At 30.9% G+C, this 23,310-nt stretch carries 21 protein-coding genes and 2 pseudogenes; 12 read left to right on the plus strand and 11 right to left on the minus strand.

The genetic code is table 11. From position 1 onward, the window contains the following. Nucleotides 1-113 precede the first annotated feature (113 nt). The 3 genes and pseudogenes from AJ889_RS02335 to AJ889_RS02345 all read right to left on the minus strand — a co-directional run bounded on the left by AJ889_RS02335 (nucleotide 114) and on the right by AJ889_RS02345 (nucleotide 1,458). The gene (locus AJ889_RS02335; protein WP_002854337.1) at nucleotides 114-461 is read right to left on the minus strand and encodes a hypothetical protein; all 348 of its coding nucleotides are present in this window, start codon (nucleotides 459-461) and stop codon (nucleotides 114-116) included. Nucleotides 462-559: 98 nt separating this feature from the next. After that, nucleotides 560-1,133 (minus strand): annotated as a pseudogene (locus AJ889_RS02340) (YiiX/YebB-like N1pC/P60 family cysteine hydrolase). 1 nt (nucleotide 1,134) lies between these two features. Beyond that, nucleotides 1,135-1,458 carry a DUF4878 domain-containing protein gene (locus tag AJ889_RS02345; RefSeq protein WP_002854421.1) on the minus strand — a complete coding sequence of 108 codons (324 nt, stop codon included), beginning with the start codon at nucleotides 1,456-1,458 and terminating at the stop codon, nucleotides 1,135-1,137. A gap of 245 nt (nucleotides 1,459-1,703) precedes the next feature. Here AJ889_RS02345 and AJ889_RS02350 point away from each other — a divergent pair, with 245 nt between their 5' ends. The 11 genes and pseudogenes from AJ889_RS02350 (at nucleotide 1,704) to AJ889_RS02425 (ending at nucleotide 16,808) form a co-directional block, all read left to right on the plus strand. Next, nucleotides 1,704-3,050, plus strand: a complete 1,347-nt coding sequence (locus tag AJ889_RS02350) for a CitMHS family transporter (RefSeq protein ID WP_002854418.1) — start codon at nucleotides 1,704-1,706, stop codon at nucleotides 3,048-3,050. 183 nt (nucleotides 3,051-3,233) lie between these two features. Next, nucleotides 3,234-5,231, plus strand: a complete 1,998-nt coding sequence (locus tag AJ889_RS02355; RefSeq protein WP_074484696.1) for an OPT family oligopeptide transporter — start codon at nucleotides 3,234-3,236, stop codon at nucleotides 5,229-5,231. 74 nt (nucleotides 5,232-5,305) lie between these two features. Next, on the plus strand, nucleotides 5,306-6,109 hold the full coding sequence (locus AJ889_RS02360) for an undecaprenyl-diphosphate phosphatase (RefSeq protein WP_002867121.1): 804 nt from the start codon (nucleotides 5,306-5,308) through the stop codon (nucleotides 6,107-6,109). A 131-nt stretch (nucleotides 6,110-6,240) separates the two neighbouring features. After that, complete coding sequence (thrS, locus tag AJ889_RS02365) at nucleotides 6,241-8,049, plus strand: threonine--tRNA ligase (protein WP_032584642.1); 1,809 nt, start codon at nucleotides 6,241-6,243, stop codon at nucleotides 8,047-8,049. Further along, nucleotides 8,046-8,564 (plus strand): translation initiation factor IF-3, encoded by a 519-nt coding sequence (gene infC, locus AJ889_RS02370; RefSeq protein WP_002851726.1) that lies wholly within the window; start codon nucleotides 8,046-8,048, stop codon nucleotides 8,562-8,564. The genes thrS and infC overlap by 4 nt, the downstream gene beginning before the upstream one ends. A gap of 38 nt (nucleotides 8,565-8,602) precedes the next feature. Then, on the plus strand, nucleotides 8,603-9,694 hold the full coding sequence (locus AJ889_RS02375; protein ID WP_002857221.1) for a DNA adenine methylase: 1,092 nt from the start codon (nucleotides 8,603-8,605) through the stop codon (nucleotides 9,692-9,694). A gap of 41 nt (nucleotides 9,695-9,735) precedes the next feature. Further along, nucleotides 9,736-13,203, plus strand: a pseudogene (gene vvfC / locus AJ889_RS09490) (autotransporter serine protease VvfC). Between the two features lie 80 nt (nucleotides 13,204-13,283). Further along, nucleotides 13,284-14,312 (plus strand): N-acetyl-gamma-glutamyl-phosphate reductase, encoded by a 1,029-nt coding sequence (gene argC, locus AJ889_RS02410; protein WP_032584640.1) that lies wholly within the window; start codon nucleotides 13,284-13,286, stop codon nucleotides 14,310-14,312. Between the two features lie 9 nt (nucleotides 14,313-14,321). Further along, the gene (locus AJ889_RS02415; RefSeq protein WP_002860626.1) at nucleotides 14,322-14,768 is read left to right on the plus strand and encodes a GNAT family N-acetyltransferase; all 447 of its coding nucleotides are present in this window, start codon (nucleotides 14,322-14,324) and stop codon (nucleotides 14,766-14,768) included. A 3-nt stretch (nucleotides 14,769-14,771) separates the two neighbouring features. Continuing rightward, complete coding sequence (argB, locus tag AJ889_RS02420) at nucleotides 14,772-15,617, plus strand: acetylglutamate kinase (protein ID WP_002859393.1); 846 nt, start codon at nucleotides 14,772-14,774, stop codon at nucleotides 15,615-15,617. Nucleotides 15,618-15,620: 3 nt separating this feature from the next. Next, nucleotides 15,621-16,808 carry an aspartate aminotransferase family protein gene (locus AJ889_RS02425; RefSeq protein WP_074484694.1) on the plus strand — a complete coding sequence of 396 codons (1,188 nt, stop codon included), beginning with the start codon at nucleotides 15,621-15,623 and terminating at the stop codon, nucleotides 16,806-16,808. Nucleotides 16,809-16,827: 19 nt separating this feature from the next. On the opposite strand, the gene AJ889_RS02430 is transcribed toward AJ889_RS02425, so the two are convergent. Beyond that, a complete protein-coding gene (locus AJ889_RS02430) occupies nucleotides 16,828-17,457 on the minus strand; it encodes a protein-L-isoaspartate(D-aspartate) O-methyltransferase (RefSeq protein ID WP_002851780.1) in 630 nt (209 codons plus the stop codon). Nucleotides 17,458-17,545: 88 nt separating this feature from the next. On the opposite strand from AJ889_RS02430, the gene AJ889_RS02435 reads away from it, so the two are divergent. Then, nucleotides 17,546-18,094, plus strand: coding sequence for a gamma carbonic anhydrase family protein (locus AJ889_RS02435; RefSeq protein WP_002860623.1), 549 nt, complete (start codon nucleotides 17,546-17,548; stop codon nucleotides 18,092-18,094). Here AJ889_RS02435 and AJ889_RS02440 read toward each other — a convergent pair. The 7 genes from AJ889_RS02440 to AJ889_RS02470 all read right to left on the minus strand — a co-directional run bounded on the left by AJ889_RS02440 (nucleotide 18,063) and on the right by AJ889_RS02470 (nucleotide 23,223). After that, the gene (locus AJ889_RS02440) at nucleotides 18,063-19,436 is read right to left on the minus strand and encodes a nicotinate phosphoribosyltransferase (RefSeq protein WP_074484693.1); all 1,374 of its coding nucleotides are present in this window, start codon (nucleotides 19,434-19,436) and stop codon (nucleotides 18,063-18,065) included. The genes AJ889_RS02435 and AJ889_RS02440 overlap by 32 nt on opposite strands. Then, nucleotides 19,423-20,445 (minus strand): ribonucleotide-diphosphate reductase subunit beta, encoded by a 1,023-nt coding sequence (locus AJ889_RS02445; RefSeq protein ID WP_002868204.1) that lies wholly within the window; start codon nucleotides 20,443-20,445, stop codon nucleotides 19,423-19,425. The genes AJ889_RS02440 and AJ889_RS02445 overlap by 14 nt, the downstream gene beginning before the upstream one ends. A gap of 13 nt (nucleotides 20,446-20,458) precedes the next feature. Then, nucleotides 20,459-20,869, minus strand: coding sequence for an RDD family protein (locus AJ889_RS02450; RefSeq protein ID WP_002892687.1), 411 nt, complete (start codon nucleotides 20,867-20,869; stop codon nucleotides 20,459-20,461). Next, nucleotides 20,870-21,478: an orotate phosphoribosyltransferase gene (gene pyrE, locus AJ889_RS02455; RefSeq protein ID WP_002934871.1), complete on the minus strand. Its 609-nt coding sequence runs from the start codon at nucleotides 21,476-21,478 to the stop codon at nucleotides 20,870-20,872. A 2-nt stretch (nucleotides 21,479-21,480) separates the two neighbouring features. After that, on the minus strand, nucleotides 21,481-22,044 hold the full coding sequence (gene frr / locus AJ889_RS02460) for a ribosome recycling factor (protein ID WP_079254734.1): 564 nt from the start codon (nucleotides 22,042-22,044) through the stop codon (nucleotides 21,481-21,483). A gap of 9 nt (nucleotides 22,045-22,053) precedes the next feature. Next, the gene (secG, locus tag AJ889_RS02465) at nucleotides 22,054-22,425 is read right to left on the minus strand and encodes a preprotein translocase subunit SecG (protein WP_002854650.1); all 372 of its coding nucleotides are present in this window, start codon (nucleotides 22,423-22,425) and stop codon (nucleotides 22,054-22,056) included. Nucleotides 22,426-22,527: 102 nt separating this feature from the next. Beyond that, on the minus strand, nucleotides 22,528-23,223 hold the full coding sequence (locus AJ889_RS02470; protein WP_002851668.1) for a Bax inhibitor-1/YccA family protein: 696 nt from the start codon (nucleotides 23,221-23,223) through the stop codon (nucleotides 22,528-22,530). Nucleotides 23,224-23,310: the final 87 nt, after the last annotated feature.

Genomic DNA, 23,310 nt, shown 5'->3' on the forward strand with positions numbered 1-23,310 from the left:
TAAGTGTTATTTTATAAATTGCTTGTTAAAAAAGAGTTTAAATTTTTATTTAAGAGTAATGAAGTAGTTTGCCGAAGAATGATTTTTATAAATCCCTTGTTAAGGGATTTATATTAATAAGCTTTTTTATAACATTGAATTTCAATTTTTCTAGCTACTGGAATAGCCTGAGTATTTGGTGTAGCAGGTATTCCATAAGAAATTTTACTTTCTAAAAAATTTCCAACCTGTAAATCTTTAAAAGTTCCATCTTTATCTGTTCCAAAAATACCACAATCATCCATTTCTATTTCGGTATTTGGTAGAACTTTTATAGCCATTTGTCCGCCATAAATAGAGTCAATAAGCAAGGTTTTATTGTTATCATAAATTTGTGCAATAGTACCTTCAAGTTTTAGACTATCTGCAAAAAGCATTGAGCTAGCTAAAAGTGCTGATGTGAATAAAATACTTTTTTTCATAATTATTTCTCCTTAATGTAAAGTGATGACATTATAAAATTTTTAAGTGAAGTGAATGTGAAATTAAAAATTTTTGACTTTCATAAAATTAATACGCTTTAATTATTTTCAAAAAAAGCTTGTGGAAAAAGATATAAACCTTCATTAAAAGGAGCTTTGATTAGAGTATATTGAAGATGAAATGGGGTAATGGAGTTAATAGATTGTTCTAAAAAAAGTAGTGCAGTAAAAAGCATCTTTATCTGTACTTATGATAAATTTTCTGCCTAAATGTTCCAAAGCTTTAGCAACTATTTTTTGTTTGGTTTTTTCATCAAATTTTAATCTTTTAATAGCAATTTTATGACTCAGTTTTAAAAAATCATCCATAGAGCTTAAGATAACTTGGTCTTTAGCATTTTTGTCATCATCTGTTGTAGCATGTATGAGTATAGTTGGAGAAGTTTTAACTACCATAGCGATATGAGAATAAGGGCTTTGACTTAAATTTTCTATTAAAAAACTTTCACTTCCTATTCCTGCACGAAAGACAAGATCACCTATTTCAAGAAAAGGTAGATAGGGTTTTTTGATGATTTGATTTGAAGGATTGGAATTTATAAAGAAACCCAAAATTCCAATCAATAAAAATAAAATTAAGAAAAAATATAAAATTTTATTTAAGTAAAACAAGCTATTTTCTATCTTTTTTAGCAAGAAAAACATTGCTGCTTTGATTATTATCATTGTTAAATAACACTAAAACTCTGATTTTAGCAGAATCTTTATTGATTGTTTTTTCTTCAATTTGAATATTTTTAACACCACCCATTCTTTTTGCTTTGGCTGCATTTTCAGCAACAACTTGAGTGATTTTATCACTAACAAATGTTTTTTCTTCATCGCTTTTAGCTTCGCTAAGATCAATGTAACTCATAACAGATTTAGTATTACCACTGTAAAGATCTTTTGTAAAATTTTTAGCTAAATCTTCAGGATTTGAAGAACCGCAAGCCACTAAAAAAAAGGCAACTAAAGCCAAGAAAGAAAGTTTAAAAAATTTCATTTTTTTCTTTTGATAGTATAAATTAAAATATTCATAATTATAGCAAAATAATTCAAAATTATTTTTTTATTCTTGTTTATAATGGTTACATTAGAAAATATATTTTTTTTAAAAAAGCTATAAATTTAAACACATATAAGTTGGAGTTAAAATATCCTATTTTATTATCGAATAAAAATGATACAAAAGGATAGGATATGGAAATTTTTTTAGCTTTATTGGGTTTTTTCTCGTTAGGATTGATAGTTTGGCTTTTGCTAAAAGATTATACTACTCCAGCACTAGCTTTTATAAGTGTAAGTATTAGTGTAGCTTGTATTTTACTTATTCTTGAACGGCTTGGTTTTGGCGTGGGTGTAGCTTTAGGGGTTAAAGGAGGTGTTTTTGATATTAAAACATTGGTTGTTTTTATTAAAGATGGAGTCAAAAGCGTAACGGATACGGCAGCTTTGTTTGTTTTTTCTATACTCTTTTTTAGTGTTTTAAATGCAAGTGGTTTTTTTACTAAAATTTTAAATGCATTTTTATCAAAAATGAAAGCTAATATATATCAAGTTTGCATTCTTACTGTTTTTATTGCTGCTGCTGTACATTTAGATGGTTCGGGTGCTTCTACTTTTCTTATTGTAATACCTGCATTATTACCTATTTATGAGCGTTTAAGTATAAGAAAGACTTCAATGTTATTGATTATTACTTCAGCTATGGGGGTTATGAATGTTATTCCTTGGGGTGGTCCTACTTTAAGAGCGGCTACTAATATAGGAATGGATGCAAATTTGCTTTGGCACCATATTATACCTATTCAGATTGTAGGTTTAGTATTATCCCTTCTTTTGGCAATTTGGATTGCTAAGATAGAAATAAAAAGAGGCGCAGGCGCAGGTAACTTGTCGGGAATAAAATTAAATATAGAAAAAAGCGAGCACCATAATGAAAAATGGTTTTGGTTAAATTTACTTGTAACTATTGGGGTTATTGGGCTTTTAATTAGTGGTATTATTCCTAGTTATATTTGCTTTATGATAGGGCTTGTAATAATTTTACCGCTTAATTATCCTAATTTAAAAATAGCTAAAAAAGTTTTAGATCGTGCAAGTGCTGGTGCAATGCTTATGTATATTACTTTAATTGGTGCTGGGATATTAATAGGCGTATTTGATAAAAGTGGTATTATGGAGAAAATGGGTGTTTTGATTTTAAATTTCGTTCCAGATTATTTAGGTACTTATATTCCTTTAATGGTAGGGATATTGGCTGTTCCAATGGCAATTATTTTTTGTACGGATTCTTATTTTTATGGAGTGATGCCTATAGTTTTGAGTGTAACTAAGGCTTTTGGTGCTGAACCTTTGACTATAGCTATTATCATGGTGATAGCAAGAAATTGTGCGACATTTATTTCTCCTGTTGTGCCTGCAACTTTGCTAGGTTGTGGTTTAGCAGAGGTTAATATTAGAGATCATATCAAAAGAAGCTTTTTTTATATATGGGGTATAAGTATTATTTGCTTGATTTTTGCTGAGGTAGCTGGGATAATATAATTAAAATAAAAGAACTTTTGATTTTTCAATGATTAGCTCATTGTTTTATGATATTTTTGAGTCAAAAATTTATAAAAATATAAGCGTTTTTTTGTATTATTTTATTTTGCTTTAGAGAAAAATTATAAATTTAAACTTATAAGAATATTTTTTAAGTTGAAAGTAAAATTTTAAAACGGAGAAATGATGTACAAAAAACAAAATTTACCAGAACTTACCTTAAGGGGTTTGGTTTTGGGAAGTATTTTAACTATTATTTTTACAGCTTCAAATGTATATTTAGGGTTAAAAGTGGGACTTACTTTTTCATCATCAATTCCAGCTGTGGTCATCTCCATGGCGGTTTTGAGTCTTTTTAAGACTTCAAATATTTTAGAAAATAATATGATTCAAACTCAAGCTTCAGCAGCAGGAACTTTATCATCAGTTATTTTTGTTATCCCAGGACTTTTTATGTGTGGGTATTGGAGTGAATTTCCACTTTGGCAAACTTTTATGATATGTCTTTGTGGTGGCGGACTTGGAGTGCTTTTTACTATACCATTAAGAAGGACTATGGTGGTTGAAAGCAAGCTTGCTTATCCTGAAGGTAGAGCTGCAGCTGAAATTTTAAAAGTAGCCAATAAAGATCAGAGTAGTAAAAAAGGAAAACAAGGCATTAAAGAAATAGCATTAGGCTCTTTTATAGCTGCTATTTTTAGTTTGTTAAGCAATGGTTTTAAACTCGCTGCAAGTGAGAGTAATTTTGCTTTTATTTGGAATAAAATGGCTTTTGGTTTTTCTATGGGATATTCTTTGGCACTTTTAGGGGCAGGTTATTTAGTTGGTTTAGCAGGTGCTATAGCTCTTTTTGTAGGTATGTTTTTAGCTTGGGGTATTTTTACTCCCTATCTTTCAAATTTTGAATTCGATAGTGCAAAAAATGCCGTAGATTTAGCTTCTAGTGTATGGAGTTCTAAAGTAAGGCTTATAGGAACAGGAGCTATTGCTATAGCAGCGCTTTGGACTTTAATAGAACTTTTAAAACCCGTTATTGAAGGTATTAAAGAAATTGTTAAAAATGTTAAAATTACTAATCAAGAAAAAAATGAAAGAACAAATATAGACCTTTCTTTAAAAAGTATTTTTATACTTTTTGTTTTAATGGTTGTGGGTTTATTTATTACTTTTTATAGTTTTGTTGAAGATGCTAACTTAAGTATTTATTATCAAATGCTATTTTCATTTGTTGGAACTTTAGTTTCTGTTTTAATAGGTTTTTTTGTTGCAGCAGCTTGCGGATATATGGCAGGACTTGTAGGATCTTCTTCTAGTCCTATTTCTGGAATCGGACTTATTGGTGTTATTATTTCTTCTATTGTTTTTTTGGTTTTAGGTGTGGAACTTTTTCAAGATCCTATGCTTTCTAAATTTGCAGTAGCATTAGCTATTTTTACTACTAGTGTTATTTTAGCTACAGCTGCTATTTCGAATGATAATTTACAAGATTTAAAGACAGGACATTTAGTCGGAGCTACTCCTTGGAAACAACAAGTTGCTTTACTTGTAGGCTGTGTTTTTGGTGCTTTGGCTATAGTTCCTGTTTTAAATTTGCTTTATCAAGCCTATGGTTTTGTCGGAGCAATGCCAAGAGAAGGTATGGATGCTTCATCAGCTTTAGCAGCACCGCAAGCAAATTTAATGAGTACTATCGCCCAAGGAATTTTTCATCACAATATAGAGTGGGGTTATATGGCTTTTGGTGTATTTGTAGGAATTTTAATGATTATTATAGATAAAATTTTAAGAAGAACACAGAAAATGTCTTTGCCGCCTTTAGCCGTTGGAATAGGTATTTACCTTCCCCCTGCTGTAAATATACCTTTAGTTATAGGCGGAATTTTAAAATATATTGTAATGCAACACTTGACTAAAAAATATGCAAAAAATTCTCATAAAGAAGAAAAACTTGCAAGTTGTGAGCAAAGAGGCACGCTTTTTGCTTCAGGGCTTATAGTGGGTGAAAGTATTTTTGGGGTAATTATCGCAGGAATTACTGTATTTTCAGTAAGTATGGGTGGTAGTGAAAATCCTTTAGCTTTAAATTTAGCAAATTTTCATGATAGTGAGCTTTTCGCACTTATCTTTTTTGTGGGAGTTGTATTATATTTCATTAAGCGTATTGTTAAAAAAGATGCTTAATTTTTGGGGTTAAAACCCTATTTAATCCATTCTGATATAATTTTTCTTTTGCAATTATCATTCAAGGATTAAATATGGAAAATTTATATGCTTTAATACTTGGAATTATAGAAGGTCTGACTGAGTTTTTACCTGTTTCTTCAACAGGACATATGATTTTAGGTACGACTATTTTAGGTATCGATATAGATGAGTTTTGGAAAAGCTTTTTGATTATCATCCAGCTTGGTTCTATTTTGGCGGTAATTTTTGTATTTTGGCGTAAATTGTTTCAAGGGCTTGATATTTGGTTAAAACTTGCAGTGGGATTTTTTCCTACCGGAGTTATAGGGCTTTTTGTGGCAAAATACTTAAATGCTTTATTTAATGGTTGGGTTGTGGTTGGAATGCTCATTTTTGGTGGTGTTGTGCTTATTCTTATAGAACTTGCGCACAAAAATAAACAATATCGTATCAATTCTTTAGAAGAAATAAGCTTTAAACAAGCTTTTTGTATAGGTATTTTTCAATCTTTAGCCATGATTCCTGGCACTTCAAGGAGTGGAGCAAGTATTATTGGTGGGCTTTTGTTAGGATTTAATAGAAAAGTGGCTGCTGAGTTTAGTTTTTTGCTTGCCATTCCAACGATGATTATCGCTACAGCTTATAGCATTTATAAAGAGCCTGAGCTTCTTGGCAATGCAAATTCTTTAATTCCTTTAGGCATAGGTTTTATCACTGCTTTTATTGTTGCAGTTTTAGTTATAAAATTTTTCTTAAAATTTATTTCTAAATTCGACTTTATCCCTTTTGGAATTTATCGTATTATTTTAGGATTTGTTTTCTTTTATTTGTATTATAGTGGGATTTTAAATGCTGGAAGTGAATTTAAGCTATAAATAAATATTAAATTTATTCTAAGATTTTTTTTAAAAATAAGCTGAATTTCAAAAATAATTAAGTCTTAGAAAGTTAAAATTAGAACTTTATAAACACTCACAGGGTAAGTGAGCGACAAAGGGTTAAAAATATGGAAAAAGAAGTTATTGCGTATTTGGACAATGAGACGATAATTGACTCTCAAAGTGTGAAAAATACAAATTTAAAAGAAATTTATTTTGATAATTCTAAAGAAAGTTTAGAAGTGATACGCCATTCTTGTGCGCATTTGATGGCACAGGCGATTAAGAGCTTGTATCCTGAGGCTAAATTTTTCGTTGGTCCTGTTATAGAAGATGGATTTTATTATGATTTTCGTGTAGAAAGTAAGATTGGCGAAGAAGATTTAGTAAAAATTGAAAAAAAGATGAAAGAACTTGCTGAAGCAAAGATTGAAATTTCAAAATATGAAATCACAAAAAACGAAGCTTTGGCTAAATTTCAAAATGATGATTTAAAACAAGAAGTTTTATTGCGTATTCCTGATGGAGCTGTAAGTATTTATAAACAAGGTGAATTTGAAGATTTGTGTCGTGGTCCTCATGTGCCAAATACGAAATTTTTACGCTTTTTTAAACTCACTCGTGTTGCAGGAGCGTATTTGGGTGGCGATGAAAAAAGAGAAATGCTTACTCGAATTTATGGGACTGCTTTTGCAGATAAGGAAAGTTTAAAAGAGTATTTAACCATTATTGAAGAAGCTAAAAAACGCGATCATAGAAAGCTTGGAACAGAGCTTAAACTTTTTACTTTTGATGATGAGATCGGAGGAGGCCTTCCTATCTGGTTAAGTAATGGTGCAAGACTTAGATCTAAACTTGAACATATGCTTTATAAAATTCATCGTTTGCGTGGTTATGAGCCTGTGCGTGGGCCTGAGCTTTTAAAAGCAGATGCATGGAAAATCAGTGGGCATTATGCAAACTATAAAGAAAATATGTATTTTACACAAATTGATGAACAAGAGTATGGTATTAAGCCTATGAACTGTGTGGGGCATATTAAAATTTATCAAAGTGATGTAAGAAGCTATCGTGATTTGCCTTTGAAATTTTTTGAATACGGCGTAGTGCATCGTCATGAAAAAAGTGGGGTTTTGCACGGACTTTTTAGAGTGAGAGAATTCACTCAAGATGATGCACATATTTTTTGTATGCCAAGTCAGATTAAAGAGCAGGTTTTAGAAATTTTAGCTTTTGTGGATAATTTGATGAAATTATTTGATTTTAGCTATGAAATGGAAATTTCAACTAAACCTGAAAAAGCCATAGGTGATGATGAAATTTGGGAAGTGGCGACTAAGGCTTTAAAAGAAGCTTTAGATGAACAAGGTTTAAAATACGGCATCGATGAAGGTGGCGGGGCTTTTTATGGGCCAAAGATTGATATTAAAATCACTGATGCTTTAAAAAGAAAGTGGCAATGTGGAACCATACAAGTAGATTTTAACCTGCCAAGTCGTTTTAAACTTGAATACACTGATAGTGATAATGAAAAAAAACAACCTGTAATGTTGCATCGTGCGATTTTAGGTTCTTTTGAAAGATTTATAGGAATTTTAACCGAGCATTGTGCGGGTGAGTTTCCGTTTTTTATCGCACCAACTGCGGTGGGTATAGTGCCAATAGGCGAAGCACATATTGCTTACGCAAAAGAAATTCAAAAAGAATTATTAGAGCTTAATATCGATAGCGAGGTGTATGAAAAAAATGAGAGCTTAAGTAAAAAAATTCGTATCGCTGAAAAGCAAAAATTACCTATGATTTTAGTTTTAGGCGATGATGAGGTGGTAAAGCGTAGCGTTGCTTTAAGAGATAGAAGAGCTAAAGAACAAAAAAATCTTAGCTTGGACGAATTTATTAAATTAGTTAAGGAGAAAATGAGTGAGGTACACTTTTGAGTAAAGAAAAAGAAGTATTGCTCAATGAAGAAATAAGAGCGGATGAAATCAGATGTGTTGGCGATGATGGCAAAGTTTATGGTATTATCAGTAGTGATGAAGCTTTAGAAATTGCAAATCGTTTAGGACTTGATCTTGTAATGATAGCTGCAGATGCTAAGCCACCTGTTTGCAAGATCATGGACTATGGTAAATTCCGTTATCAACAAGAGAAAAAACAAAAAGAAGCAAAGAAAAAACAAAAAGTGATTGATATAAAAGAAATCAAACTTTCTGTAAAAATTGCTCAAAATGATATTAATTACAAGGTAAAACATGCTTTAGAATTTTTAGAACAAGGTAAGCATGTGAGATTTCGTGTGTTCTTAAAAGGACGTGAAATGGCAACTCCTGAAGCAGGTGTAGCTTTGCTTGAAAAAATTTGGACTATGATAGAAAATGAAGCTAATCGTGACAAAGAGCCAAATTTTGAAGGTCGTTATGTAAATATGCTTGTAACTCCAAAAAAAGCTTAATCCACTTTTGTGGATAAGGCTTTTAAAGGTTTTAAATTTTGAAAGAAAATCCTTCTTTTTTAAAAGAGCAAATTATAACTTATCTTGGAAATAAAAGAGCACTTTTAAGTTTTTTAAATAATGGCTTTAAGGTAGCTAAAAAAGAACTTGGTAAAGATAAATTTAGTTTTTGTGATATATTTAGTGGCTCAGGTGTTGTAAGTCGTTTTGCAAAAGCACACTCAAATTATATTTTAGCCAATGATTTAGAAGATTATTCAAAACTCATCAATGAGTGTTATCTTGCTAATAAAGACAAAGATTTACTTCAAAATATAAAAAAGTATTATAAAAATTTAATCCAAAATTTAGATTTTCAAAAAGGTTTTATCAGTGAGCTTTATGCTCCAAAAGATGATGATGATATTAAAAAAAATGAAAGGGTTTTTTATACTTTTAAAAATGCTTTATATCTTGATACTATAAGGCAAAAAATCGAAAATGAAATTCCAAAAGAATTGAGGCATTTCTTTATAGCTCCTTTGATTTATGAAGCCAGTGTTCATTCAAATACTAGCGGAGTTTTTAAAGGTTTTTATAAGGGTAAGGATGGCATCGGAAAATTTGGTGGCGAAGGACAAAATGCACTTAAACGCATTAAAGGAGAAATAGAGCTTAAAATGCCTATTTTTTCAAATTTTTCTTGTGAATTTGAAGTGATGCAAAAGGATGCAAACATGCTTGCAAAAGAACTTGATTTTTTTGATGTAGTGTATCTTGACCCCCCTTATAATCAGCACCCTTATAGTTCTAATTATTTTATGCTAAATTTAATTGCAAATTATAAAAAACCTGAAGAAATTTCTAAAATCAGTGGCATTCCAAAGGATTGGAACCGCAGTACTTTTAATAAGTCAAAATTTGCCCAAGATGCTTTATTTGAACTTATTAATGATTTAAAAGCAAGAGTGATTTTACTTTCTTATAATTGTGAAGGTTTTGTAAAAAAAGAAATTTTTTTAAAGCGCTTAAGCACTCTTGGAAAATGCCGGATTTTAGAGCAAAAATATAATACTTTTAGAGCTTCTCGCAATCTTAAAAATCGCAACATCCATCTTCATGAGCAACTTTATATTTTAGTTAAAAATTAGTTTTTCGTGCTAAAATTGCACTTAAAAATGAGGAGGGATTTATGAAACTAAAATTATCTTTTTGTACATTAATGGCATTTGGTTTTTCTAACTATCTTTTTGCTTCAGCTATTGATCCAAAGTTATTTTCAAGAATATCTTGATTTTGCCAGTAATAAAGGCAAATTTCAAGTAGGTCAAATTGGCTTTTAAATTTTAGCAAAAAATCCTAGTCAAAATATCTCTTTTAATGTGCCTATGATTGATTTTTCTACTTCAAATCGTGGAGGAAAATTCCAAGGAGAATTTACCAATATAGGACAATCTTATATAGTCAGTGCTTCTCATATGAGTACAAGTTTAAATACTGGGAAGTAAATAAAGGCTATGTGAAACAAGGTAGTGTTTTACACTTTGGAGGTGTAGCAAATAGAATCGTAAGCTCAAGTGATAATTTTACTTATAAAAAAGAAAATGTGGATTTTGCTGTTTTAAAAATGAGTAAGATTAGTCTCAATAAAAGTGCAAATTTGAGTAAAGATTTAAATCTTATTGAAAAAGATTCTGGCGATGGTGGAGAGTGGAGATATTTATGAATACAAGGATCCATTTTGGGATAGTTGTCAAAGTGGAAAATGTGATTATTCAAAAGGCAAAGGCAAGCTTTTTGATAGTTCGCGTTATGAGTACTTTGTAAGAGAGGGAAGTGGTATTGTAGCTTTAGGTTTTGAAGATACAAATAAAGTACCCATTAAGATTTTTGATTCTAATGAAATTAATTTAGGAGGTTTTGTCAGTTTAGCTCCTAAAAATACTGAAGATAAGCGTTTTAAGTTGCAATTTCTTAATTATACCAATGATAAAAGAAATCCTTTTACAAGTTCTTCAACACCTGGGGATTCTGGAAGTGGAGTTTATGTTTATGATAAGATTGATAAAAAATGGTATTTAGTAGGTGCAGTAAGTACGAGTAATTGTAATGCCCATTTTACTGATGGATATACTTGTTCACAGGTTGATTATGCTTTGATCAATCAAGTAAAGATCAATGAATTTCAAAATACTCATAAAATAGCCATAGGATCTGGAACTTATACACTTAGTAGCGATGGTTTGGTGAAAGATGGTAAAAAAATAGAAAATGTAAGTTTGATTTCTAAGACTAATGTGGGTTATGTAAGCTATAAAAATTCTTTTGATGATAAAAATAATTGTGATAAGAGAATTGAAGAAATGCAAAATAGCAAGGATTTGTATTTTTCTCAAAATGGAAATATAAATTAAATAGCGATGTGGATTTAGGCGCTAGTGTTTTAAATTTGATAAAAATTCAAATTGGCAAATAACAGGCGATAAATGGCTTATACATGGCGGAATTTATGCTGATAAGGGTTCAAGGTAGAATATAATGTTAAAACCAAAAAAGATGATTTTCTTTATAAAATGGGTGAAGGAGAGCTTGTTGTCAAAAGTCAAAGTGTGGATACAGGACTTAGAATGGGTGAGGACCAAGGTAAGTCTTGAGGGTGAAGGTTTAAGTTTTGGCGAAATTTATATGAATGGCAGAACTTTGGATTTATCAGGGGCTTAACATTAAATTTTGATCAAATTAAAACTGACTCTAATAATGTTTTTATCACAAGTTCTTAATCAGGAATACATTTAAATTTAGAAAACAAGCAAGATTATCTTTATCATGGCAATATCTTTTCAGATGAAGCTGTAACAATGAGTGCCAATACAGACAAAGCTTTGATTTTTGATGGTAATATTTACAATAAAGAAGGTGTTTTTAGGACAGAAAATGCCAAGTTAAATTTTCAAGGACATGCTAGAATACACGCTTATGTAAGCAAAGAACAAGCTAAAAAACTTCAAGAACATGGTTTAAGTGCTTTAACTAAGCCTGTAAGTTTTACACAAGAAGATTGGGTTTTTGTTTTAAAAGAGCTTAATTTAGAAAAAAAGCGAGTTTTATTTAGGGCGTAATGTAAGCTTAAAAGTAGAAAACCTTAATGCTAAAAATTCCAAAATAGAGCTTGGAAGTAAAAATTTGTGGATCGATGAAAAAGATGGGGAAAATATTATTGATAAGACTGATGATTATTCTTATGGAGATGTTGTATAAACAGGAGTTGGCAAAGAAATGGCTTTTGAGCAAAAGCTTTAAAATACCCAAAATGCTAAGATAGAAAAGGTTTATTTTAGTGTAAATTTAAATCTTGATCATTCTGATGTTACTTTGCAAAACACATTTTTTAGTGGTAATATCAAAGGTATCAATGATACGCAAAAAAATCTTGCGATTAAAGATTCTTTGCTTGAGTCTCATATACAAATGAGCAATCTTCAAGTAGAAAAAAGTGCTATTTATAGGAAAGTTGATGCAAAAAAAAAATTAAGTGCAAATAATACAATATTTAAAATCAATGTGGATTTTGAAAATTCTAAAGCAGATTATATTAATTCTAAGGAAAGCACACAAGGAGTAAATAATACTTTAGTATTAATTTTTCTTAATAATCCTAGTAAAAAGCGGGTTTAAATATCTTACTAGCTCATTTAAAAGATGAAAATAAACATTTAACAAGGGAATTTTTTACTATGCCAAATGTGAGCAAGGTTTTAGTACGTATACCCCAAATGTTGTTTTTTCTCATAATGAAGAAAATTTTGCCCAGAGTGGAATTTAGAAAAAATTGATTCTAAGATTAAAGATGAATATTTTTTTTACTAATGATAATACTCAAGCTATTGTAAAAACTAAATCTATACTTGCTCAAGCTATTTTAGGCTCCATGATAGGAGTGGGATAATATGCATAAAAGAATGGGGGAATTACGCAATAATCCTTATGAAAGTGGTGTATGGTTAAGAACTTTTGGATGGGGTACGAGTGATGAGTATAATAGTGGAAAATACTTTGAAATTCAAAGCGGACATGATAAATTAAACGAGTATTCGAATTTCGAGCTTTACAGTGGAGTAAGGTTTTTATAGTGATTTTGTTTTAGATATATTTATTATCAAAATGAAATAAATGCAAATTTTATTCCAGGAAATCAAGGTAGATTAGATGATAATGATGGTTCGCATAATATTATCTTAAGTGCTGAGTTAGGTTATAGAAAAGCTTATGATAAATTTTATCTTGAGCCGAGTTTGGAATTTATCAGTGGTTATGTAGGAGCTATGGATCTAAAAGGAGATATTGCTAGTTTAAAACGATTTTCTTATATTCCTTTAGTCGTAAAAACAGCATTTTTCATAGGAAGTCAAAATTAAAATTTAAATTTTAGAACAGGACTTGGTTTGTATGCGGATCCGATTAAAGCAGGAGATCAAATCTTGGAGGATCAAGCAAGTCAGAGAAGATATGAAGGAAAAAAGATCAAAGAATGTTTATAAATTTAGGAAATGATTATAAGCTTAACGATAAAACACGCTTTAGTTTTGAATTTGAAAAGACATTTTTTGGCGATTTAAATGTAGATTGGAGTGCAAATGCTAATTTAAGATATAGTTTTTAAATAAAAAATAATTTAAAAATTGTATTTTTATTTTAAGCTTTTTTGTTTATAATACTTGCTTTTACATTTAAAGGATAAAGATGAAAATAAAAGCTGGGATTTTAGGAGCGAGTGGTTATGCGGGAAATGAACTTGTTCGCATTTTGCTTAATCATCCCAAGGTTGAAATTTCTTATTTGGGTTCGAGTTCTAGCGTGGGGCAAAATTATCAAGATCTTTATCCTAACACCCCTTTAAATTTATGTTTTGAAAATAAAAATTTAGATGAACTTGAGCTTGATCTTTTGTTTTTGGCTACTCCGCATGAATTTAGTGCTAAGCTTTTAAATAAGAATTTGTTAAAAAAGATGAAAATCATTGATTTAAGTGCGGATTTTCGTCTTAAAAATCCTAAAGATTACGAGCTTTGGTATAAATTCACTCATCCTAATCAAGAGCTTTTGCAAAATGCAGTTTATGGACTTTGCGAGCTTTATAAAGAAGAGATAAAAAAAGCAAGTTTGGTGGCAAATCCAGGTTGCTATACCACCTGTTCTATCTTAAGTCTTTATCCGCTTTTTAAAGAAAAGATTATTGATTTTAACTCAGTTATTATTGATGCAAAAAGTGGAGTAAGTGGAGCAGGAAGAAGTGCAAAGGTGGAAAATCTTTTTTGTGAAGTTAATGAAAATATCAAAGCTTATAATTTAGCTTTGCATCGCCATACTCCTGAAATTGAAGAGCATTTAAGCTATGCAGCCAAAAAGAAAATCACTCTACAATTTACCCCTCATCTTGTGTCTATGCAAAGAGGAATTTTAATCAGTGCTTATGCAAATTTAAAAGAGGATTTGCAAGAACAAGATATACGCGATATTTATACAAAATACTATCAAAACAATAAATTCATAAGGCTTTTACCGCCGCAGTCGCTTCCGCAGACTCGGTGGGTTAAATCAAGCAATTTTGCGGATATAAATTTTAGTGTAGATCAACGCACAAAGCGTGTTATTGTGCTTGGTGCTATTGATAATTTAATCAAAGGTGCAGCAGGACAAGCTGTTCAAAATATGAATTTAATGTTTGATTTTGATGAAGATGAAGGACTTAAATTCTTTGCAAATTTGTAAAGGATAAAAATGTTAATACGAGCTATGCAAAAAAGCGATTATGAAGCCGTTTATAAGCTTTGGTGTGAGATAAAAGGCTTTGGGATAAGAAGCATTGATGATAGCAAAGAAAATATAGAAAATTTTTTAGATAGAAACCCAAATCTTAGCGTTGTAGCAGTGATTGATGAAGAAATTGTAGGAAGTATACTTTGCGGGCATGATGGACGCACAGGAGGATTTTATCATGTATGTGTACATAAAGATCATAGAAAAAAGGGCATAGCGCACGAGATGACAAAATTTTGTCTTGAGGCTTTAAAAGCTCAAAAAATCAATAAAATCGCCCTGATCGCTTTTAAAAACAATGATTTAGGCAATGAGTTTTGGAAACATTATGGTTTTACTTTAAGAGAAGATGCGAATTATTACGATCTTTCTTTAAATGAGTATAATCAAACTAGCTTTAATGCTTAAGGAATGATCATGCAAAAATATTTAGAAAAAGCCAATGTCTTAATCGAAGCTTTGCCTTATATACGCAAATTTAATTCCAAGATTATACTTATAAAATACGGCGGATCAGCTATGGAAAATGAAGAGCTAAAGCATTGCGTGATGCAAGATATAGCTCTTTTAAAACTTGTGGGTTTAAAGCCTATCATCGTACATGGTGGGGGAAAAGATATTTCTGCTATGTGTGAAAAATTAGGCGTAAAGAGTGAGTTTAAAAACGGTCTTAGGGTTAGTGATAAAGCCACTACTGAAGTAGCCAGTATGGTTTTAAATCATATCAATAAAAATTTAGTCCATAGTTTGCAAAATTTAGGAGTTAAAGCCATAGGGCTTTGTGGTAAAGATGGCGCGCTTTTAGAATGTGTGAAAAAAGATGAAAATTTAGCTTTTGTTGGCACGATACAAAAGGTAAATTCGAAAATTTTAGAAGAGCTTTTGGAAAAAGATTTTTTACCTATCATTGCTCCTATTGGCATGGATGAGAATTTTAATACTTATAATATCAACGCTGATGACGCAGCTTGTGCGATCGCTAAGGCTTTAAGGGCTGAAAAACTTGCTTTTTTAACTGATACTGCAGGGCTTTATGAGGATTTTAATGATAAAAATTCTTTAATTTCTAAAATCAGCCTTGAACAGGCTAAAATTTTAGCTCCTAAAATAGAAGGTGGTATGCATGTAAAATTAAAATCTTGCATTGATGCTTGTGAAAATGGAGTCAAAAAGGTACATATTTTAGATGGGCGTGTGAAACATTCTTTGTTGCTTGAGTTTTTTACCGATGAAGGTATAGGCACTTTGGTGGGTTAAAGGATGAAAATGGATTATAAAGAACAAAGTCATATTGTCCCTACTTATAAGCGTTTTGATATAGTTTTAGAAAAAGGGCAGGGGGTTTATCTTTTTGATGATAAGGCTAAAAAATATCTTGATTTTTCAAGTGGTATAGGTGTTTGTGCTTTAGGATATAATCATGCTAAATTTAATGCTAAAATCAAAGCTCAAGTGGATAAACTTTTACATACTAGCAATTTATATTATAATGAAAACATAGCCGCTGCAGCTAAAAATTTAGCCAAAGCTAGTGCTTTAGAGCGTGTTTTTTTTACAAATTCTGGTACAGAAAGTATAGAAGGAGCGATGAAAACAGCTAGAAAATACGCCTTTAACAAAGGCATTAAGGGTGGACAATTTATCGCTTTTAAGCATTCTTTTCATGGGCGTACTTTAGGGGCTTTATCGCTTACTGCTAATGAAAAATATCAAAAGCCTTTTAAGCCTTTAATTTCAGGGGTTAAATTTGCAAAATATAATGATATTTCAAGCGTTGAAAAACTAGTAAATGAAAAAACTTGTGCCATTATCTTAGAAAGTGTGCAAGGAGAAGGTGGGATAAATCCTGCAAATAAAGATTTTTACAAAGCCTTAAGAAAGCTTTGCGATGAAAAAGATATATTATTAATCGCTGATGAAATTCAATGTGGTATGGGTAGAAGTGGAAAATTTTTTGCCTATGAGCACGCACAAATTTTGCCTGATATCATGACTTCAGCGAAGGCCTTGGGTTGTGGGCTTAGTGTGGGTGCTTTTGTAATAAATCAAAAGGTAGCAAGCAATTCTTTAGAAGCAGGCGATCATGGTAGCACTTATGGGGGAAATCCTTTGGTTTGTGCAGGAGTGAATGCGGTTTTTGAAATTTTTAAAGAAGAAAAAATTTTAGAAAATGTCAATAAACTCACGCCTTATTTAGAGCAAAGTTTAGATGAGTTGATCAAAGAATTTGATTTTTGTAAAAAACGCAAAGGCTTAGGGTTTATGCAAGGGCTGAGTCTTGATAAAAGTGTAAAAGTATTCAAGGTCATTCAAAAATGCCAAGAAAATGCACTTTTACTGATAAGTTGCGGAGAGAATGATTTGAGATTTTTACCTCCTTTAATTTTGCAAAAAGAACATATTGATGAAATGAGCGAAAAGTTAAGAAAGGCTCTAAAGAGTTTTTAATAAATTTTGTAAAAAAAGTTTATTCTTTTCCATCTACTATAGGCACAAATAAACATTCTTCTAAAATTTCTTTTTGTAAATTTGTGCCATTTTTTCTAAGGCGTGTGATGAATTGTTTGCCATTGTGTAAAATAGGAGCGACTAAAATCCCGTCATCGCTTAATTGATCGAGTAAAATTTCAGGAATTTGTGTCGCATAAGCAGAAAATAAAATCCTATCATAAGGAGCATAATTTTTCCAGCCATTTTGCCCATCATCAAATTTTACATTGATATTAAAAAGTTCTAATTCTCTGAAAGTTTGAGCGGCTTTTTTGGCTAAATTTTCTATGCGTTCTATGGTAAAAACACGCCTTATGACTTTGCTTAAAATCGCAGCTTGATAGCCACTTCCACAACCTATCTCTAAAATACTATCAGCATTTTTAAAATCTAAGGCCATAGTCATTTTAGCTACAGTTAAAGGTGAACTAATCCATTGAGAATTTGCCAAAGGCAAAGCATCAAGGCGATAAGCATGGGCTTTTAAAGGAGAAAAAATTTCACGCGGAATTTGACAAAAAGCATTAAAAAGTTCTTCATTGATAAAAACTTTTTGTGCAATTTCTTCAGCCATATTTTGACATCTTTTTTGTTCAAATGCGTTCATTACTTCTCCTATAAATTTAAATAAAAATTGTAACTAAAAAAGTTGAAATAGAGTTAAACTTAGCTATACTTAAATAAAAAGGAAAAAAATGCTTATAAAATTTAAAAATCATAGTCCCAAACTAGGTCAAAATGTTTTTGTTGCAGAGGGCGCTAAAATCATAGGAGAAATAGAAATAGGAGATGAAAGTAGTATTTGGTTTAATTGTGTTTTAAGAGCCGATGTTAATTTTATAAAAATTGGCAAAAGAACCAATATTCAAGATCTTAGCACGGTGCATGTTTGGCATAGGGAATTTGATGAAAAAGGAAAGTTAAAAGACGCTGGTTTTCCTACGATAATAGGAGATGATGTAACCATAGGACATAATTGCGTTATCCATGCTTGTGTGATAAAAAATCGTGTTTTAATCGGAATGAATGCTGTTATCATGGATAGTGCTTTGATAGAAGAAGATAGCATAGTGGGTGCTGGAAGCGTTGTAACAAAGGGTAAAAAATTTCCGCCACGCTCTTTGATACTTGGAAATCCTGCAAAATTTGTGCGTGAATTAAATAATGAAGAAATAAATTTTCTAAAACAATCCGCTTTAAATTATGTGGATTTTAAAAACGAGTTTTTAAAAGATCTTCAGTGATATTTTGAAGTTTAGGCGAGAGTTTTACTTCAAATTTCACAAAACGATCAAGATCTAAAAAATTCTCATCGAGTTTTGAAATTTGCTCTTTTGTATAATCTTGAATAGTATTTAAAGATGACTTTTTAAGAAGTCTTTTTTCTTTGTAGACTAATTTTAAAAGTTCTTTGCGTTCTAAATTTTCATCTTGATTTGGGTTTTCGTCAAAAACATAAAGTTCATCAAAAAGGATTTTTTGCGTGTTTTTATCATAAACCCTAAAAAGCTTTTTAAAATGAGGTAGGGTTGATTTTTCGTTATTTTCGCTGATTTTGATTTTAGGTTTTATGCCTTGATCTTCTAAGGCTGCGAGTTTATAAACGCAACTAAAAATAGGGTCACTTGAAGCAGTGATCAATCTTTCACCTACACCAAAGATATCAATAGGTGCATTTTGTTCTTTGAGTTTTTTAATGCTCCATTCATCAAGTGCGTTAGAAACTATGATTTTACATTTTTGAAGTCCTGCTTGATCAAGTTCTTGTCTGATTTTCAAACTCAACTTAAGTAAATTTCCAGAATCTATTCTCACACCGCCTTCTTGGATACCAAATTCTTTAAAAACTTTAATCGCATTTTTAAGTCCGCTATTTAGACAATCATAAGTATCAATCAAAAAAACAGGATTTTTTGGATAAATTTTCACATAAGCTTTAAAAGCTTCAAGTTCATTTTCAAACATTTGCACCCAAGAATGTGCCATAGTTCCATTGATAGGGATATTATAAATTTTTCCTGCTAAAGTACAAGCACTTCCTATGCAACCTCCTATAAAAGCTGCTCTTGCTCCTTTTAAGGCTGCTTCACTTCCTTGTGCTCTGCGTGAACCAAATTCTAAAATTTTACTGTCTTTAGCTGCACGCACGATACGATTGGTTTTAGTAGCAATAAGGCTTTGGTGGTTTAAACTTAAAAGTAAAAAAGTTTCTAAAAGCTGTGCTTCTATGGTTGTAGCTTTAACGCAAAGCAAAGGTTCATTTGGAAAAATCACTTCTCCTTCGCGCATAGCATAAATTTCACCCTTAAATTTAAAGTTAGTTAAAAAATCTAAAAATTCTGTATCAAAAATACCTTGTTTTCTTAAAAATTCTATATCTTCTACATCAAAACTCAAATTTTCAACAAAGTCTAAAATATCTTCAAGACCTGCAAAAATAGCAAAAGAACCTGAATCTGGAATTTTTCTAAAAAATATATCAAAATAACAAATTTGATTTTTTTTATTGTTTTTGAAATAGCCTTGAGACATTGTAAATTCATAAAAATCACAAAGTAAGGCTAAAGAAGTTTTAGAAGTCATCAAAGCTTATACTACCCTTAGAATAATTCGTTACTTTACTTTCAAAGAAATTGCTCTTTTGATCGTTAAATTTTGAAAAATCATCTACCCATTTAATAGGATGTTTTGCATTATATAACTTATCTAAATTGATCGCACTTAATCTTTGATCTACAAGATAATGGATATATTCTTCTATGATATCATCAGTAAAGCCCATGATTTGATTTTGAGTGATGTATTTACCCCATTTGATCTCAAGATCTCCAGCTTTTTTAAACATATCATAAATTTTATTGATATTTTCATCATGGAACAAATCAGGTCTTTCTTTGCGTACTGAATTGATCATATTTTGAAATAATAAAAGATGTGTGATTTCATCTCTTTGGATAAAGCGGATCATTTGTGCTGAACCTAGCATTTTTCCTGCACGTGCAAGTGCGTAAATGGCAGTAAAACCACTATAAAAATATACTCCTTCTAAAATTTGATTTGCCACCATAGCCAAAAGCAGTTTATTATCATCTACATTGCCTGCTAATTCTTCATAAATGCTTGAAATAAAGTCATTTTTTTCACGCAAAGTTTCATCATGCTTTTCCATTTCATAAATCAAATCTGTATTATCGCAAATCGCTTCAACCATAACAGCGTAAGATTTTGAATGGTTTGCTTCTTCATAAGCTTGGCGTGCCAAAACCGCATTGATTTCAGGAGCTGTGATGTAAGGGTTGATATTATCTGCTAAATTATTGGTTTGAAAACTATCCATAGAAATAAGCTGACTCCAAACCAAATCATACATTCTTTTTTCACCTACAGTTAAATTACAGCGATAATCAAGTGCATCTTTAGTTGTATCCACTTCTTTTGGAAACCAAGTATTTGCCTCCATTAAATCCCAAAGTTTTAAAGCCCAGGTATATTTTGCCTTAGTGAAATTTAAAATTCCATGTGGGTTACCATCAAAAATTTTACGATCTCCTAGGGTTTCGTTTGAACTTGGATTGTAAATTCTTTTTCTTTGCATTTTTAACCTTTCTTTATGCTTTAGTAGCTATACAACTTTGAGTTAAAATATCGTGTAAATTTAAACGATCTTTTCTTACAAAACTGACAAATAAACCAAAGAGTAAGCCAAAACTTATAATAAATATCACATATCTTAGTAAAATTCTAAGAAAACTTAGTTTCTTTCCCGTTTTTATATCAATAAGATATAAATCATATGCTTTAAGACCTGGGCTTTGTGCCTTTTTTGTTAAAAAAATAGCTTGAATCAAACCAAATAAAAAAGTACATAAAGTTGTGATAAAATGGTTGTTTAAAAAAGCTTCTTTAGAGCCTAATAGAAAATAAAATAAATACAAAATAGGAATATAAATAAGAAAAATATCTATAAGCAAAGCTCTAAATCTTAGCCATCTAGAGCTAATTTTTGCTTTAGTTTTCATTTAATTTCCACGGCTTCCTGGTTTTATAGCTTTACTCCCTTTTTTACAAAGTGGACAATTTGTTTCATCATAAATTTCAAATTCAAAATTTCCTAGAGTAAAGAGTGGTAAATTTTCAGGTAATTTCGCATTATCTTTTCTTGGAGATTTTAAATTTTCTACTACACAAAAACCACGATTTGCCAATGCTGCAAAACCTACAACAATGCCACCTAAACTTTCAATGATTTTTGCACTCTCTAAAGCACTACCACCTGTAGTAATGATATCTTCACAAATTATAAATTTTTCACCCTTTTTCACCTCAAAACCACGTCTTAAAGTCATTTCTTTATTTACTCTTTCAGTGAAGATAAAACGTTTACTACAAGCTCTCGCAAGCTCATAACCTGCTAAAATTCCACCTAAAGCAGGAGAACAAATGCTATCAAATTCTATCTTATAGCTTGCAATAATCTTTGCAAGTTCATCACAAAGTTTTGCTGCTAATTTTGGATTCTCTAAAACTTTTGCACTTTGAAGATAAAATTGCGAATGTTTACCTGAACTTAGTAAAAAATGCCCTTCTAAATAAGCACCACAACCTTTATAAATTTGCTCTAAATTCATCGTTAAACCTTTAAAAGTTCACTTTCTTTACTTTTTACACTCTCATCAATTTTTATTGTGTAGGCGTCGGTAAGTTTTTGCACTTCATCATAAGCTTTTTTTGCTTCATCTTCGCTTATTGCCTTATCTTTTTCTAGTTTTTTAACTGCATCGTTGGCATCTTTGCGTATATTTCTTATAGAAACTTTTGCCTTTTCACCCATAGCTTTAGCTTGCTTTACATTTTCTTCTCTTTGCTCTCTAGTCATCGGAGGGAAAAATAATTTTACACTTTCGCCGTCATTGTTTGGATTTACACCGATATTTGCAGCTGCAATAGCACTTTCTATGGTTTTTAGTAAAGGTTTTTCCCAAGGAGTGATGCTAATAGTTGAAGCATCGCTTGCTAAAACAGTTGCTACTTGATTTAAAGGAGTTTGAGTTCCGTAATAATCTACTGTAATATGATCTAAAATATGGGTATTAACTTTTCCAGTTCTTAAAGTGGTGAAGTCTTTTTTTAAGGCTTCTAAAGATTTTTCACTTTGGGTTTTTTGTTTGTTAAAAATTTCACTTAGCATTATCATTTCCTTTAATTATTTACTTGAATTAACATCGCTTGGAAGTTGTGGCGCACTTGGAGCGATAGAATTTGTGTTTGGGGTAGCAGGCACAATAGGAGCGCTTGGAATAGTAGTGTTGTTGTTTTCTACTTTAATTTTCTCTGCTAGAGAGTCCTTGCTAGCTTTATTGTATAAATAACCAAGACCAATAGTATTTGCAATAAGTAAAATTCCCATGACAAAGGTAAATTTTGCCAAAAATCCAGCCGGTCCTTTGGCGCCAAATAAACTTTCATTGCTTCCACTATAAGCTCCAAGTCCTATACTTGAACTTTTTTGAAGTAAAACTGCTATACAAATAACTACAACGATGATAAATTGCAAAATGATTAAAAGAGTGATCATTGAAAATTCCTAAAAGTTAATTTTTAAATGATTATTTTAACTAAATAAAACTTGAAAAGTTTTGAAACTTGAAAAGTTTTGTGAGAAAAATCCCACAAAAATTTATCTGCTATTGAAGCTTCTTAAGATATTAAGTAAAGATACGAAAAGATTAACAAAATCAAGATAAAGTGCTACTGCACCTTCGATTGGAGTTTCATAATTTCCGCGGATAATATTTTGCGTATCATAAAGAATGTAAAATGAAAATAATATTGCAGCTACTGCTGAAATAGCTAGATTAACTATACTGCTTTGGAAGAAAAGGTTTAGTAAAGATGCTGCTACAATAACGATTAATACTATAAATAAAGCTTTACCCATAACAGTAAAATCTTTTTTTGTATTCATAGCAAATACACTAAGTCCTGCAAAAGCAACTGTTGTTAAAGCAAAAGCTTGAGCGATGATAATTCCTCCAGCTGGTAGAGCTAAAACTGAAATAAGTAAAGGTGTAAGCGTTAAACCTGAGCAGAAAGTAAAACCAAAAAGTAAAACAAGATTTAATGGAGCTTCTCTTTTTTTCCATTGCAAAGCAAATAAAAGTCCGATTTCAACAGCAAAAAGGATCCAAAAAGTTACTTGTGATTGTATAAAAAATGATGCTAAAGCAAAAATTCCTACATACGCACCTACTGTTGCAGCTAATAATGAAGCAGCAAAAAGTTGATAAGTTTGTTTAATAAAAATACTTAATTCGCTTGAGCGTGTATTTTCAAATTCTTTTGATCTTGAGTAGTCTCTATCATAAAGACTCATAAAATTCTCCTTGCAAAATTGTTAGATTTTTTAAAATCTTGAGCGAAATCTAACATATTAGACTAAATAAAAAGTTAATTTATATAA

Source organism: Campylobacter sp. BCW_6468 (genome assembly GCF_001762865.1).
Lineage (GTDB): Bacteria > Campylobacterota > Campylobacteria > Campylobacterales > Campylobacteraceae > Campylobacter_D > Campylobacter_D jejuni.

Bases quoted from the DNA above. Each gene is read 5' to 3' on its own strand.
- AJ889_RS02335 (WP_002854337.1), bottom strand. From the start codon at position 461: ATGAAAAAAAGTATTTTATTCACATCAGCACTTTTAGCTAGCTCAATG.
- AJ889_RS02470 (WP_002851668.1), bottom strand. From the start codon at position 23,223: ATGAGTCTTTATGATAGAGACTACTCAAGATCAAAAGAATTTGAAAAT.
- AJ889_RS02355 (WP_074484696.1), top strand. From the start codon at position 3,234: ATGATGTACAAAAAACAAAATTTACCAGAACTTACCTTAAGGGGTTTG.
- AJ889_RS02425 (WP_074484694.1), top strand. From the start codon at position 15,621: ATGAAAATGGATTATAAAGAACAAAGTCATATTGTCCCTACTTATAAG.
- AJ889_RS02360 (WP_002867121.1), top strand. From the start codon at position 5,306: ATGGAAAATTTATATGCTTTAATACTTGGAATTATAGAAGGTCTGACT.
- thrS (WP_032584642.1), top strand. From the start codon at position 6,241: ATGGAAAAAGAAGTTATTGCGTATTTGGACAATGAGACGATAATTGAC.
- AJ889_RS02435 (WP_002860623.1), top strand. From the start codon at position 17,546: ATGCTTATAAAATTTAAAAATCATAGTCCCAAACTAGGTCAAAATGTT.
- AJ889_RS02450 (WP_002892687.1), bottom strand. From the start codon at position 20,869: ATGAAAACTAAAGCAAAAATTAGCTCTAGATGGCTAAGATTTAGAGCT.
- AJ889_RS02445 (WP_002868204.1), bottom strand. From the start codon at position 20,445: ATGCAAAGAAAAAGAATTTACAATCCAAGTTCAAACGAAACCCTAGGA.
- AJ889_RS02415 (WP_002860626.1), top strand. From the start codon at position 14,322: ATGTTAATACGAGCTATGCAAAAAAGCGATTATGAAGCCGTTTATAAG.
- argB (WP_002859393.1), top strand. From the start codon at position 14,772: ATGATCATGCAAAAATATTTAGAAAAAGCCAATGTCTTAATCGAAGCT.
- frr (WP_079254734.1), bottom strand. From the start codon at position 22,044: ATGATAATGCTAAGTGAAATTTTTAACAAACAAAAAACCCAAAGTGAA.
- pyrE (WP_002934871.1), bottom strand. From the start codon at position 21,478: ATGAATTTAGAGCAAATTTATAAAGGTTGTGGTGCTTATTTAGAAGGG.
- argC (WP_032584640.1), top strand. From the start codon at position 13,284: ATGAAAATAAAAGCTGGGATTTTAGGAGCGAGTGGTTATGCGGGAAAT.
- AJ889_RS02430 (WP_002851780.1), bottom strand. From the start codon at position 17,457: ATGAACGCATTTGAACAAAAAAGATGTCAAAATATGGCTGAAGAAATT.
- AJ889_RS02350 (WP_002854418.1), top strand. From the start codon at position 1,704: ATGGAAATTTTTTTAGCTTTATTGGGTTTTTTCTCGTTAGGATTGATA.
- secG (WP_002854650.1), bottom strand. From the start codon at position 22,425: ATGATCACTCTTTTAATCATTTTGCAATTTATCATCGTTGTAGTTATT.